The organism is Thioalkalivibrio sp. ALJ15, assembly GCF_000383695.1.
Classification (GTDB): domain Bacteria; phylum Pseudomonadota; class Gammaproteobacteria; order Ectothiorhodospirales; family Ectothiorhodospiraceae; genus Thioalkalivibrio.
Genome location: NZ_KB912057.1, coordinates 428,719 through 440,718 on the forward strand (window position 1 = coordinate 428,719; position 12,000 = coordinate 440,718).

Sequence of the window (12,000 nt, forward strand, 5' to 3'; positions counted from 1 at the left end):
GCGCACAGAAGTCGTGCTATCGTTCCGAGTTGAAGGAAAGACTGATGGACGCACCCGACTCTCGGGCGGGCTCGTCCAGACGATCAACCCCCTGATTCATTCGCGGAGGACTTTGCGGTGGACAAGAGCGAATTCCAGGTCAACGGCCACTACGCCGTGACCATGAAGGACGAAAACGGCAAGCTGCGCCCGGCCAACATCTACGTGCACAGCATGGAAGACGAATACATGATCGTGCGCCGCACCTCCGGCGGTGACGTGGGTCTCCTGTTCAAGCTGAAGTACGACGACGTGGTCAAGATCGTGCGCACCCACAAGGTGCTGGACCGCAAGAAGTTCATGATTCCGGAAGCGATGCTCAAGCCGAAGCTCTGGGAAACCCGTGACAGCATGCGCACCTACTCTTCGGCTCCGGGCCTCGGCAAGTAACCGACCCCGCGATGCCAAGACCCTTCGGAGGCCGGCCCCAACGGCCGGCCTCCGTCGTATGAAGACACGGCTTCTCACGCTACTTTCGACCCTGCTCCTGGTACTCACGCTGGGGGCTCCAACGGTTTCGGCCTCCGGGACCGCCCTGCCCGATCTGGGCGAGGCCTCCGGTGGCGTACTGACCCCCGCGGAAGAGCGCGAGCTCGGCCGCTCACTGCTTCGAGAGATCCGACGGTCCCTGCCACTGGTGACCGATCCGGAAGTTTCCTTCTACGTCGACTCCCTTGGCCGGCAGCTGCTCGCCAATGCCCCTGACGCAGATGGCCCGTTCTACTTCCTGACGATCGACAACGGTCAGGTCAACGCCTTTGCGATGCCCGGCGGAATCATCGGGGTGCACTCCGGACTGATGCTCGAGGTGCGCGACGAGGCCGAACTGGCCGCCGTCATGGCCCACGAAATTGCACACGTCACCCAACGCCACCTGGCCCGAATGTTCGCGCGCGGGCGCGAGGTCAACTTCACCACCGGCCTGGCCATCCTCGCCGGGGTCCTGGCATCGATGGCGGATCCCACCTTGGGCTCGGCCATCATCACCGGCGGTGTCGCGGGCGGTATCCAGCAACAGATCAACTTCACCCGCGCCAACGAGGCCGAGGCCGACCGCGCCGGCATGCGCATACTGGCCAGCGCCGACTTCGACCCGAACGCGATGGCGGATTTCTTCGAGCGTCTACAGGAACTCTCGCGCGGCGTTGGCGACGCGGTGCCCGAGTACCTGCGCACCCACCCGGTCACGCTCGACCGCATCACCGACGCCCGCAATCGCGCGGCCGGCCTGCCGGCGGTCGATACGCGCAACCGCGGCCCCGAGTTCCAGTGGATGCAGGCCCGCACCCGGGCCCTGAAGGACCCGCGCCGTGCGATCGAGATCCATCGCGGGGCCTCGGACCCGGCCCCGCACCAGATCTACGGCGCAATGGTGGCTCACCTGGAGCGCGGCGAACTGGACCGCGCCGCCGAACGGCTGGAGGAAATCCCGGTCGAGGAGGCCCCCGGGATGACGCTGGAGCTGGCGCGCGTCGCACTGGAGCGCGAACGCGGCAACCACGAAGCGGCGCTCGAGATCCTGAATGACCTGGACGCGGTCTACCCCGGGCACCCGGTCATCCGCGAAGTGCTGGCCCGCGTGCACCGAGATCTCGACAACCCCGACCGCGCCATCCGCATCGTCAACGAGATGATCCGCAATGAACGCGCGCCCAACCCCGAGTTGCTGCGACTGAAGGCAGACATCGCGGATGGGGCCGGCTATATTGCGGTCAGCCGCGAGGCCATGGCGGAATATTTCTTCCACCGCGCGCAATACGAAGAGTCAGTACGCCAGTTCGAGGCCGCCATCGACGCACGCGATGCCAGCGAGCGCGATATCCAGCGGATCGAGGACAAGCGCGACACGGCCAAGGAAACCGCGCGGCAGGCGCGCGAACAGCGCCGCTAGGGTGACGCCGCCCCCCACGAAGATTCGGGGCTCGGTCAAGGGCAGACATCAGCATCCGTCACGGCCAGAAACCGGGGAATCCGGTTCTTGAGGCGCTGCGGGCTGACTACGGCTTCATACCAGCCGGGCGTCGCGCCGGTCGGCAAGGAAGCTCCATACCCAGGGAATGTTCCACAAAGAAATAGCGTCTAGATTGCTGCTTCGAGAAACCCAAAAATCACAATAAACTACTGTAGAGAGAGGTAGGACCCTCATGCATATCTCACGCCGCGAATTCATGCAGCTGCTGGCCGCCGCCAGCGTGGCCGGCTTCCCCCTGGCGGGCTGCGCCAAGGCCACCAATGGCAAGTACGGCACCTCGGGAGACCCGTACGACATGCTGGATCGCTTCGGCAATGTGCATCTGCTGCACTACACCGACTGCCATGCGCAGCTCAAGCCGATCTATTTCCGCGAGCCCAACGTGAACCTGGGCGTAGCCGATATGCGCAACCGCCCGCCGCACATCGTCGGCGAGCACTTCCTCAAGCACTATGACGTCGAACGCGACAGCATCTTTGCCCACGCCTACACCAACCTGAACTTCATGGAGGCGGCCGAACAGTACGGTCGTGTCGGCGGCTTCCCGCAGCTGAAGACACTGGTCAAGAAGCTGCGCGACTCGCGCCCGAACTCGCTGTTGCTGGACGGTGGCGACACCTGGGGTGGCGGTTCGGGCACCGCGCTGTGGACCAATGCCCAGGACATGGTCGATGCACAGAAGCTGCTGGGTATCGACATCATGACCGGCCACTGGGAATTCACCTACGGAGCCGACCGTGTGGAAGAGGTCGTCAACGGCGATTTCGCCGATGCCGGGATCGACTTCGTCGCCCAGAACGTGCGCGACGTGGACTGGGGCGACCTGATCTTCAAGCCGTACGTGATCCGCGAGTTGAACGGTGTGAACGTCGCCGTGATCGGCCAGGCGTTCCCCTACACCCCGATCGCCAACCCGCGCTGGATGGTCGAGCAGTGGTCGTTCGGCATTCGTCCGGACGATATGCAGCGCCAGGTCAACGCCGCGCGCGAAGAAGGCGCCGAGATCGTGGTCGCGCTGTCGCACAACGGCATGGACGTGGACATCAAGATGGCCGGCATGGTCGAGGGTCTCGACGCGATCATGGGCGGTCACACGCACGATGCCGTCCCCCAGCCGCTGCCGGTGGAACGCCCCGACGGTGGCACCTGCCTGGTGACCAACGCCGGCTCCAATGCCAAGTTCGTTGGCGTGCTGGACTTCGATTTCCGCGACGGCGAGATCAAGGACTGGGAATACCGCCTGGTCCCGGTGTTCGCCAACCTCCTGGACGAAGATCCGGAGATGGCCGAGTTCGTCGACAGCATGCGCAGCCAGGAAGTCACCTACGACGGCGACACCTTCAACATGGAAGAGAAGCTCTCCGAAGAGCTGGCCGTGGCCGAGGACCTGCTGTTCCGCCGCGGCAACTTCAACGGCACCTTCGACCAGCTGATCTGTGATGCGCTGATGGAGGTCCACGATGCCCAGATCGCGTTCTCTCCGGGCTTCCGCTGGGGCACCACCGTACTCCCGGGCATGCCGATCACCTTCGAGCACATCATGGACCAGACCGGCCTGACCTATCCGGAGACGACCCGCAACGCCATGACCGGCGCGCAGATCAAGGACATCCTGGAAGACGTCGCCGACAACCTGTTCAACGCCGACCCGTTCTACCAGCAGGGTGGCGACATGGTCCGCGTGGGCGGCCTGCGCTATGCGATCGATCCGGAAGCCGAGATCGGTAGCCGCATCTCCGAGATGGAGCTGGGCGGCGAGAAGATCGATCCGGACAAGGAATACGTCGTCGCCGGCTGGGCCAGCGTCCAGCAGGAGCCGGCGGGCGGTACCGGCACGATGATCTGGGACAACGTCGCCGAGTACCTGCGCAACCAGTCCGACGGTGTTCGCATCAGCAAACTCAACGAGCCGAAGGTCAAGGGCATCGGCGAGGACAACCTCGGCTATGTCCCGACGACCGAGGACATGTACCGTCCCTCCTGATCCTGCCGCAGGTCCAGGAACGAGAAAGCCCCGCGATCGCGGGGCTTTTTTGTGGGAGATTGCCGGTCTTACTGATTGACCCAGCGTCCCTGCGCATCCCTGCACGCCGTACCGTTCACCGTTTCCGGCTGTCCGTTCATCGTCGTCTGCACCTGGTACTCGCGGCAGTCCTGCCCGGACGCCTGATAGGTGCGCGTGGGGGTGGCCTGATACTGGTACCCGGTATTGGGGTTCTGCCAGGTGGATGCCCGATGATCCGGATTGTGTTCCAGGGCATGCGAGACCTGCTGGCGATCGACCTGGTCCATGGTGCGTCCAACGGAGCCGCCGATCGCTGCGCCGGCCAGCGTACCCGCGATGATCGCCGCGGTCCGCCCCCGACCACCGCCGATCTGGGAACCAATGACGCCGCCGGCCGCACCACCGATCACTGCACCGGTCTGCTGTTTGGTGGGCGGCGTCTGGCAACCGGCGAGCAGAAAGGTCACGCTCGCCACCGCCGCTAACAACACTGTCTTCTTCATCTCTGCCTCCGTTGCGCGGCCACCGGACCGCACTGCACAACTGCATCATTCAAGTTAGCGGCGAAGACCTGAACGCTGCGTGAAAATCCGGGCACGCAAAGCCGGCGGCTGAATGTGACCTCCAGGCCGCAAAACTTCCAAGCCGTTCAAAACACGTATGAGAAACCTCGTATTCATGTCTCAGAATCGCCCCCCTCCGCTGTCGCTTTCAGGCATCCCTTCCTAGACTGTCCTCCGGTAAAAGACACCCCCCGGTGAAGTGAGGAACGTGACCATGATCAAGAAGATATTCGCCACAGCCATTGTTGCCAGTGTGTTCGTAGCCGGCCCGGTGATGGCGCAGTCCGCCGGCGCGGGCGCCAGCGCCAGTGCCCCGCAGGGGAACCCCAGCTCGCCGGTCGCCGGTGGCACCCCCTCGGGTGGCATCTCCGCAGCCGCGCGTTCGGAACCGGGCGCGGTGTCGCGTATTGCGACCCGCTCCGGTCGCCTGGTGGGCCTGATTGCCTCCACCGGTACGACTCCGGGTACCGGTACCACCCCGGGCACGGGTACCACCCCCGCTACCGGCACTCGGTAACGAACACCCATGCGAACCAATTCGCACTTCCTTCGCGAAGGCCGCCTCCGGGCGGCTTTCGCATGTCTGGGCCTTGGAGTTTTCGTGAGCCTGGTCACGGGCTGCGGTAGCGGGGGGCCCACGCCGCTGGGGGCATCCCTGCAAGGCATGGTCACGGGCGGGCCGGATGTGAGCTCCCGGGCAGAGGAGATTCCCTATGCGTCGCTCGCGGTTCGCACCGAACACCATCAGGGGTTGCTGATCCTTGGGGCCCTCTCCGACGAACACACCTTCTGGCCGAGTGCCGAGGGCCTTTCGCTGCAGCTGCGCGACGGGGGGCTGTTTGCCACGTCCGGTCTCGAACAGGACCTTCTGGGAACCCACCACCCCGATGCCGATGCCCCCCCCTGGCGCCAGGCAAGCCCCGCCACCTACCAGGTCGAACGGCATGTCCGCGCACCCTCCGGCGCCATTGTCCGCCATGTCGGCGAGGGCACCCTGGACTGCGGGACTCGCACATCGCGGGACCTCCCCCTCGTGACTCTGGAACTCGAGCGCTGCCGCGAGCGTATCGACTGGGAAGGTGCCGGAACGACTCGCGCCGATTTCTGGCGTGACCCCGAAACCCGCGATCTATGGGCATACGACGGCCAGGCCTGGCCGGATGGTCCCTCGATCGCCTGGCAGGTGGCTCGCCCCTGGTGGTAGCCCTCGCAGGAGGCATGATGCAACGCCATTTTCATCCCATGTGGCTGGCCGTGGGCTTGCTGGCCCTGGCCCCAACGGTGGGCTCGACCGACGACACGCCGGTCCCGCCCTCGCTCGCCGAAACCTGGGTGACCTGGCAGGAAGAACTGTCCGAACCCATCGACTGGGCCTACGGTTTCGCCCTGCGTAGCCGCGATGTACGCCCCATCGACCACGAACGCCGACGGCTCCTGGCCGAAATCGAACTGATCGGACAGACGATGGACATCGGCGGACGCCCCGAGGTGGCCCGGGCACTCGATTCCTGGAGCGAAACCGTCGAGGCGATGGAGGCGGCTCCCAATGTACGCAGTGCCGAGCGCCTCGACCTGCCCTGGCTCCTGGCCAATCTGCGCCACGCGCCCGACCCGTCCGGCATGGAGCACATTGGCTACTGCACCCCGCCCGACTGGGTGGAGCTGTGGTCCCTGGATGGTGTGGACCGCCATGAATGGACCCCGGGGATGACCCTGCAGGACCTGCTCGCCAAGCCCTCGCGCACGGCGCTGCGCGGCACGGACACGGCCGCCGTGGTTTCGCCGGTCGGCGAGGTCCACGTATTCGGCGCCGCGCCCTGGAACCGTGAGGACACCGCGATCGCCCCCGGGACCCGGGTGATGACGCACCTCCATGTCCGTGACCTGGGGGGGTCGGTAGAGGGTGACCTGCTCAACCAGCGCCTACCCCGCTTTCTTGCGACCCGTTTGCCGGGCGACAACTGCACACTTCGGAAACTGCCATGAACGCTACACCTTTGCGCATGCGCCGCCGCAGCCTGGTGGTCGCCGTGCTCCTCGGCCTGGGCCTGCCCACGGCACAGGCCGAGGAATTCGGACTCGGCCAGGGCCAGCGGGATACCGGCGGGATCGGTCTGATGCAGACCCCCACGGCCCGCACCGGTGATGCCGGTCACTTCGCCGCCGGCTGGAACCGCACCTACCCCTACCGTCGCTGGAGCGTGTTCGTACAGCCGCTCGACTGGATGGAACTCGGCTTTCGCTATATACAGGTCGAGAACCGACCATATCTGGCCGCCGGCGATGACGACCGTTACAACATCGACAAAGGCGCGGACATCAAACTCCGCCTGGTCGAGGAGAGCCGCTATATCCCGGAAGTGGCCGTCGGTTTTCAGGACCTGGGCGGCACGACCCTGTTCGGTGGCGAGTACCTGGTTGCCAACAAGCGCTGGAACAACTTCGACTTCTCCCTGGGGATTGGCTGGGGTTACCTGGGCAATCACGGCGATATCGAATCACCGCTTGGCTGGATTGACGACAGCTTTGACGAACGCCCACGGTCCGCCGGGGGTGGTCAAGGCGGCGAGGTCGCCACGCACCAGATGTTCCGTGGCCCGGCGGCCCTGTTCGGGGGGGTCGAGTACCAGACGCCCTGGGACCGCCTGCTGCTTCAAGTCGAATACGAGGGCAACACCTATCAGCAAGAACCTCAGGACAACGCCCAGGAACAGGATTCCCGCTTTAATTTCGGCGCGCGGCTGAAACTGACCAACAGCATTGAGCTGCATACCGGCTGGCAGCGCGGCAATACCGCGATGGTGGGCCTCCATTTCACGACCAACCTGGCGCGGCTCTCGCAGCCCAAGGCCGACGACCCGGCCCCAGTCGACCCCGCCCATGTGGAGCGCCGCGACTGGGATGCGGTGGCCACGGACCTCAATACCAATGCCGGGATCTACGTGACCGAGATCCGCCAGGTCGGCGACACCATCGAGGTCACGGGCGAACCCGCCCGTTACCGCAACCTGAAGCAGTCCGAAGGGCGGGCCAACCGTCTGCTTGAGGCGCAGGCCGATGCCGGCATCCACACCTTCCAGTACCGCTGGCAGACACTGGGGCTCGACCTGCGCGAGAGCCTGCACGACCGGGAGGCCTTTGGCCGCGCCCTGGCCTCCGCGGATCACGAGACCGACTACCGGCACAGCGTGCGGGTACGCGATATCGAACCTACGACGAACAATGATCGCGGCGAGGTCCTTTACGAGGCCGAACCCCGGCGCTTCGAATGGGGCGCAGGCCCCTCCCTGGAACAGAACTTTGGCGGCCCCGACGGCTATCTGTACCGGCTGTCCGCCTATCTCGATGCCAGCTATCACCTCGCCCAGGGCACCTGGATCTCGTCCATGCTCACGACAACCCTGGCCGACAACCTCGAGAACTACGAATACATCGCCGATTCCGAGTTGCCCCGCGTGCGCACCCACATCGGCGACTATCTCGCCGAGACCAGCGTAGGCATCTCCAACCTGCAGGCCACCCACACCAAGCGACTGGGCAAGAACTGGTACGCGATGGGCTACGGTGGCCTTCTGGAGATGATGTACGCGGGTGTCGGGGCCGAGGTCTTGTACCGGCCGTTCAACAGCCGCTGGGCCATCGGCGTCGATGCCAACTGGGTACGCCAGCGCGAGTTTAACCAGCAGTTCGGCCTGCGGGACTACGAGCAGGTGACTGGGCATGTGACCACCTACATCGACACCGGCGTGCAGGACATCCATGCACGGGTGAGCGTAGGCCGCTATCTGGCGGGCGACCTCGGGACCACCCTCGACTTCTCGCGCGAATTCGCCAATGGCGTGCGGGTCGGCGCCTGGTCGACCTTCACCGATGCTGGTGACGATTTCGGCGAAGGCAGCTTCGACAAGGGCCTGTACCTGTCGGTCCCCTACGACTCCTTCTTCTCCACCTCCAGCCGCAACCGGGCCAACATCGCCTGGCAGCCGCTGACCCGCGACGGTGGTGCGCGCCTGAACCGGCGTCATCAGCTGTTCGACATCACCGAAGAACGTCAGGTCGGCCGCTACTGGGACGAGCCCGACGCCACCTGGCGTTAATCCCCCGGTGTCCGGGGCGTCGCGCCCCGGACACCCCTTCCCTCCGATTGACGAGACGCCGAGTCAGGCGCGTGTGCGTTCGCACTCGCGCCCCCCGGCTTCCCTCCCCCTTGCCACCTCCGACGCAGTTGGGACAATCCCGGCACACCTGCGCATTCGCGCCGGGCGCGAATCCATGACAGGACAGCCCGGCACCAGCCGCACCTCCCAGGGAATGTCGATGGCGACATACTGGTTACGCCCTCTCGCCTCGGCGCTCCACCACGCTCCGCAGGCAGACGCATGCGTGTTGATCGTCCGACGACCCTCAGTCACACCCGCCTGTTCGGCCTCCTGCCAGGCGAGGCGCTGATTGAATCGCGCGTCCGCGCTCTACTCGCGTTTGCGTACGAACAAGCCACGGTGACGGCCGTACCGTCATTCTGCCCAAGGGAGCCGCAACGCCATGTCCGGGGGTACGCGCCTGCCTGGCCCAAACCTGACCGACAACCGGCACCATCACGTTCGCTGCACTAGCCCGCCGCGCCTGCGGCCATCGCGACCACGAACACTCATGGCTCGCGATCCACGCCGCATTCCCCGATGGGTGATGTGCCACAAACCAAAAAAAAGCCCCGGCAATCGCCGGGGCCACGAAGGAATCAATCGGGGCCGCCGCTTCGCGGCCCCGCGATCCGCTACTTGTAGGAGTAGTGGTAGTAGCCGTAGCCGTAGCTGGTCGAGGCCTTGTACTCGATCGAGTTCAGGATACAGCCACGCACATCGACCCCCGCCGCATCGAGACGGCGCCGTGCCGATTCGATCTCGCGCAGCGGGTTCAACTGGAAGCGCACCACCATCAAGGTGGTCGAGCACTGGCGTGCGACCACGGCCGCATCGGTGACCGCCAGGATCGGCGGCGTGTCGATCAGCACCAGGTCGTAATCCCGGCTGAGCTGTTCCAGCATGCGGCTGAAACGGTCGCTCATCAGCAACTCCGACGGGTTCGGCGGCGCGCTGCCACGGGCGATGTAGTCCAGCCCCTGGATATCCGTGCGGCGCAGCACCCCTTCCAGGGATTCCTGGCCCGCCAGAAACTCCGAGAGTCCCCCGTCGCTGCGCTGACCGAAGGCGTGGTGCACATGCCCCTTGCGCAGGTCGGCGTCAATGATCAGCACGCGCTGTCCCGCCTGCGCACAAACGGTCGCCAGGTTAACCGAGACAAAACTCTTGCCCACATTCGGGCTCGGACCGGTAATCACCAGCCGGTTGTCCTCGGCCTCCAGCATCGCGAAATGCAGGCTGCTGCGCAGGCCGCGCAGGGCCTCGATGGCGTCATCGGCCGGGTCGATCGAGGCCAGCACATCCCCTGGAACGTCATGCCCCCGCGACTGGTGGCGCCGTTTCACCCGGCGCAGCAGATTCTCCTGCGCCCTGGAACGCGGCACGCTGGCATACACCGGCAGGTCGATCCCCTCGATCTCCTCCTGTGATTCCACCCCGCGGTTGAACATCCCGCGCACCAGCACCAGCGCAATCGCCAGGCCACCGCCAAATACCGTGGACAGCATCACGATCATGTTGCGCTGTGGTTCGACCGGGGACAGCCCTGCCTGGGCATCGTCCAGGATACGGACGTTCCCCACCGTGCTGGCGCGGGCAATATCCATCTCCTGCATGCGATTGAGCAGCTGGACATAGATGTCCTGGTTGACCTCCACATCCCGGTTGAGACGCAGGATCTGCTGCTGGGTCTCCGGAAGCGCGCTGACCTCCTGGTTCAGCCGGTTGCGCTCCTCCTGCAGCTTCTGGCGTTTGTCGATCAGGGCCGCATAGGTCGGATGGCTGGCCGTGTACCGCCGGGAGATCTCGGCCTCCTCGAACTCCAGCTCGTTGAGCTGACGTTCCAGGTTGACCAGGCGGTCCAGCACGGCACGGGTCTCCTGCGAGAGGTCCACGCTGTCGCGCTCTGTGCGGTACTCGTTCAGCGCATCCTCGGCCGTTTGCAGCTGATCGCGCACATCCGGCACCTTCTCCTCCAGGAATTCGAGGCTCTTCTCGGCCTCGGCGGCCTTGCGCTGAACATTCTGCGTCAGATAGATCTGGCTGATGGTGTTCAGGATGCGCTGGGCCTGCTGCGGGTCCGGATCGGTCAGGGTCAGGCTGAACACGCCACTCTCGCGGCCCTGCTGCCCCGCTTCGAACTGGCCACGCAAGCTGTTGATCGCCGCCAGGCGCGAGCGCCGCTGGATATCAAAACGCGCCCCCGGCCCCGCATCCATTTCGGCCACACGCAGGCGCACATCACCCTCGAAGAACTCCACGTCCTCGCCAATACGCCCCTCGCCCAGTTCGTGATCCCCGTTGATCAGGCGATAACGATCGTCATCCAGAACCTCCAGCGTAAAGGTGCGCCCCTCGTAGGCTCGGGCCACCTGGAACTCGCCCACGTTGATCGACTCGCCCGCCCAGACACTGGACTGAGCAAAGGCGGGGCGCTCCATGCCCCGGCGAACGAGGTAATCGCCCACCACCGGCATACGGTGCGGGCGTACCACCAGATCCAGCGCCTCCTGATCGACCGTGCGCCCGAGGACCATGCGTGAACGCAGGATCTGCAGCTCGGCCTCGACGCGCGGCTCCTGCCCCAGCATCTCGCGCACACTGGACAACGGGCTGCTGAAGCGTCCCATATCCTCCACCTGTACCAGCGCATCCGCCCGGTAGATCGGGGTAGACAGCGTCGCGTATACCGCGCCCGCAATGGCAAACAGCGCCGTAATGAAAATGATCAGCCACTTGTGGTCCAGCAACTGGCCAAGCAGTCGGCCAATATCCAGTTCGCCTTCCGGCACCCCGGGGGAATGGTTCTTTGTCATCGGGATTTACCTGTGTCGGAGATCATCGGTTCAGCCGCCGCGCCCAGGCATCGGCAGCCTCCACGAGTAGGGCATGAGCCTGCGCAAAGACTTCGGGGCTCTTGCCATAGGGATCGGGAATGTCTCGGCCACGGCCGCCTTCCAGCCAGTGGCCAAATCGCATCGTCTTGCCGAGCACCTCGGGGTGGCGCCCGCCGACGGCCTGGCGCTGGCCCTCGCTCATGACCAGCACCAGATCGGCGTGATGCAGCAGATCGGGCTCGATCTGACGCGCCTTGTGCGCCGTGACGTCCAGACCCGCGGCCTCTGCCAGGCGCCGCGCCTCGGGGTGGACGCCCTCCCCGACCACGGCCCCGAGGCCGGCGGATTCCACCGAGCGATCGGGCAGACGCTCGCGCAGCAGTGCCTCGCCCACGGGACTGCGGCAGATATTGCCGGTACAAACCACCAGAATCCGGTTAAACAT

At 65.2% G+C, this 12,000-nt stretch carries 10 protein-coding genes; 7 read left to right on the forward strand and 3 right to left on the reverse strand.

Features of this window, described 5'->3' with window-relative positions; all coding sequences use genetic code 11:
- The first annotated feature begins 117 nt into the window (after nucleotides 1–117).
- The 3 genes from G015_RS0105650 to soxB all read left to right on the forward strand — a co-directional run bounded on the left by G015_RS0105650 (nucleotide 118) and on the right by soxB (nucleotide 3,995).
- Nucleotides 118–429: a hypothetical protein gene (locus tag G015_RS0105650; RefSeq protein WP_012982042.1), complete on the forward strand. Its 312-nt coding sequence runs from the start codon at nucleotides 118–120 to the stop codon at nucleotides 427–429.
- Nucleotides 430–487: 58 nt separating this feature from the next.
- Complete coding sequence (locus G015_RS0105655; RefSeq protein ID WP_018174693.1) at nucleotides 488–1,930, forward strand: M48 family metalloprotease; 1,443 nt, start codon at nucleotides 488–490, stop codon at nucleotides 1,928–1,930.
- A 253-nt stretch (nucleotides 1,931–2,183) separates the two neighbouring features.
- A complete protein-coding gene (gene soxB, locus G015_RS0105660) occupies nucleotides 2,184–3,995 on the forward strand; it encodes a thiosulfohydrolase SoxB (RefSeq protein ID WP_019592124.1) in 1,812 nt (603 codons plus the stop codon).
- A gap of 68 nt (nucleotides 3,996–4,063) precedes the next feature.
- On the opposite strand, the gene G015_RS0105665 is transcribed toward soxB, so the two are convergent.
- Nucleotides 4,064–4,519 (reverse strand): RT0821/Lpp0805 family surface protein, encoded by a 456-nt coding sequence (locus G015_RS0105665; RefSeq protein WP_018138347.1) that lies wholly within the window; start codon nucleotides 4,517–4,519, stop codon nucleotides 4,064–4,066.
- Nucleotides 4,520–4,793: 274 nt separating this feature from the next.
- On the opposite strand from G015_RS0105665, the gene G015_RS0105670 reads away from it, so the two are divergent.
- From G015_RS0105670 to G015_RS0105685, 4 genes are all read left to right on the forward strand, one after another.
- Nucleotides 4,794–5,096 carry a hypothetical protein gene (locus G015_RS0105670; protein ID WP_018138348.1) on the forward strand — a complete coding sequence of 101 codons (303 nt, stop codon included), beginning with the start codon at nucleotides 4,794–4,796 and terminating at the stop codon, nucleotides 5,094–5,096.
- Nucleotides 5,097–5,243: 147 nt separating this feature from the next.
- Nucleotides 5,244–5,783 (forward strand): YjbF family lipoprotein, encoded by a 540-nt coding sequence (locus G015_RS0105675; protein WP_018138349.1) that lies wholly within the window; start codon nucleotides 5,244–5,246, stop codon nucleotides 5,781–5,783.
- Between the two features lie 38 nt (nucleotides 5,784–5,821).
- On the forward strand, nucleotides 5,822–6,565 hold the full coding sequence (locus G015_RS0105680) for a capsule biosynthesis GfcC family protein (protein WP_018649039.1): 744 nt from the start codon (nucleotides 5,822–5,824) through the stop codon (nucleotides 6,563–6,565).
- A gap of 17 nt (nucleotides 6,566–6,582) precedes the next feature.
- Nucleotides 6,583–8,676 (forward strand): YjbH domain-containing protein, encoded by a 2,094-nt coding sequence (locus G015_RS0105685; protein ID WP_018138351.1) that lies wholly within the window; start codon nucleotides 6,583–6,585, stop codon nucleotides 8,674–8,676.
- Nucleotides 8,677–9,353: 677 nt separating this feature from the next.
- On the opposite strand, the gene G015_RS0105690 is transcribed toward G015_RS0105685, so the two are convergent.
- Both G015_RS0105690 and G015_RS0105695 read right to left on the reverse strand, forming a co-directional pair.
- Complete coding sequence (locus G015_RS0105690) at nucleotides 9,354–11,534, reverse strand: polysaccharide biosynthesis tyrosine autokinase (RefSeq protein WP_019024817.1); 2,181 nt, start codon at nucleotides 11,532–11,534, stop codon at nucleotides 9,354–9,356.
- Nucleotides 11,535–11,556: 22 nt separating this feature from the next.
- A complete protein-coding gene (locus tag G015_RS0105695) occupies nucleotides 11,557–12,000 on the reverse strand; it encodes a low molecular weight protein-tyrosine-phosphatase (protein WP_019024818.1) in 444 nt (147 codons plus the stop codon).

Excerpts from the sequence above, each read along its gene's own strand:
- G015_RS0105655 (WP_018174693.1), top strand. The coding sequence starts at position 488 with ATGAAGACACGGCTTCTCACGCTACTTTCGACCCTGCTCCTGGTACTC.
- soxB (WP_019592124.1), top strand. The coding sequence starts at position 2,184 with ATGCATATCTCACGCCGCGAATTCATGCAGCTGCTGGCCGCCGCCAGC.
- G015_RS0105665 (WP_018138347.1), bottom strand. The coding sequence starts at position 4,519 with ATGAAGAAGACAGTGTTGTTAGCGGCGGTGGCGAGCGTGACCTTTCTG.
- G015_RS0105670 (WP_018138348.1), top strand. The coding sequence starts at position 4,794 with ATGATCAAGAAGATATTCGCCACAGCCATTGTTGCCAGTGTGTTCGTA.
- G015_RS0105675 (WP_018138349.1), top strand. The coding sequence starts at position 5,244 with ATGGTCACGGGCGGGCCGGATGTGAGCTCCCGGGCAGAGGAGATTCCC.
- G015_RS0105680 (WP_018649039.1), top strand. The coding sequence starts at position 5,822 with ATGTGGCTGGCCGTGGGCTTGCTGGCCCTGGCCCCAACGGTGGGCTCG.
- G015_RS0105685 (WP_018138351.1), top strand. The coding sequence starts at position 6,583 with ATGCGCCGCCGCAGCCTGGTGGTCGCCGTGCTCCTCGGCCTGGGCCTG.
- G015_RS0105690 (WP_019024817.1), bottom strand. The coding sequence starts at position 11,534 with ATGACAAAGAACCATTCCCCCGGGGTGCCGGAAGGCGAACTGGATATT.
- G015_RS0105695 (WP_019024818.1), bottom strand. The coding sequence starts at position 12,000 with ATGTTTAACCGGATTCTGGTGGTTTGTACCGGCAATATCTGCCGCAGT.